We start from the raw sequence: 1,315 nt of genomic DNA on the forward strand, positions 1-1,315 counted from the left end.
TAAATGCCTAAATGGCATTTAACGGGCAGTTTGCTGATGGTAATCAGCTATAAGAAACTGCCCCGGAGTCATAAAACAAACCCCATCTGATTCAAGTTTCACTTTATCTTATATCTATATAGCATTCTCTATTAAGTGAGGCTTCTTCATAAGTAGCCATATTATTCATTGCATATAAAGCAGATTCTATAATACTAAATGCTAAAGGACATCCTGATCCCTCACCTAGTCTCATTCCTAAATTAAGCATAGGACTTAACTTTAATTCATTCATCATACACTGAGCCCCTGGCTCTGCTGATAGATGTGAGGGGAATATAAAGTCTCTAACATGTTGATTTAGTTTATAGGCACAAAGTGCCGCTGCAGAAGTTATAAACCCGTCTATGACAATTGGTATTCTATTCTTGGCTGCTCCTAAAAAACATCCACATAATCCTGCTATGTCTAGTCCGCCTACTTTTGATATTACATCAATAGGATCATTTTTATTCGGTTTGTTTATATCTATGGCCTTCTGTACTACTCTCTTTTTATGTTCAAATTGCTCTTCAGTTAAACCAGAACCTTTACCTACTACATTTTGTACTGGAAGATCTGATAAAACACTTAACACTGCTGCACTTGTAGTAGTATTACATATTCCCATTTCTCCAGTACCTAACATATCATAGTCTTTCATAACTAACTTATCTACAGTGTCTATACCTATTTCTATTGCCTTTATTGCTTGTTCTCTTGTCATTGCTGGTTCTTTTGCTATATTTTTTGTTCCATAGGCTACTTTTTTATTTATTATTTTATGATTATTAAAATCACCCTTTACTCCTATGTCCACTATAGTTAAATCAGACTTGGAATACTTAGCTAAAACACAAACTCCAGTTATTCCTCTAGTAAAGTTATTAGTAACAGTCATAGTAGTATTTTGTGGGTTATTACTTACTCCTTCCTCCCATACTCCATTATCTGCACACATTATAACAATACTCTTTTTATTTATTTGATTACTCACTTTTCCCGTAATACCAGCTATTTTTGCAATTATATTCTCCAATTCACCCAATGATCCTATAGGTTTGGTAAGTCCATCTATTCTCTTCCATGCTTTCTCCATTGCTTCTTTATCTGCAGGCCTTATACTTGCTATAGTCTCTCTTAACAATTCCACCTTATCACCACCCTTATACAAAAGTTTTACAACAGGGTTTCTTGGTCAAAATTTAACTTATACGGAGGGATATGTTGCCAAAACTGAAGGCACATTTAAAAACTTTTTTATCAGTCTTAGTGAAGTGTTTTTAGAAAATCTTAG

General features: G+C 34.1%; 1 protein-coding gene. It reads right to left on the bottom strand.

The annotated features are described in order from the left end of the window. Positions 1-103: 103 nt before the first annotated feature. Positions 104-1,171 carry a nicotinate-nucleotide--dimethylbenzimidazole phosphoribosyltransferase gene (gene cobT / locus HGI79_RS22400; RefSeq protein WP_185652879.1) on the bottom strand — a complete coding sequence of 356 codons (1,068 nt, stop codon included), beginning with the start codon at positions 1,169-1,171 and terminating at the stop codon, positions 104-106. Positions 1,172-1,315 lie beyond the last annotated feature (144 nt).

The organism is Clostridium sp. DJ247, assembly GCF_014231265.1.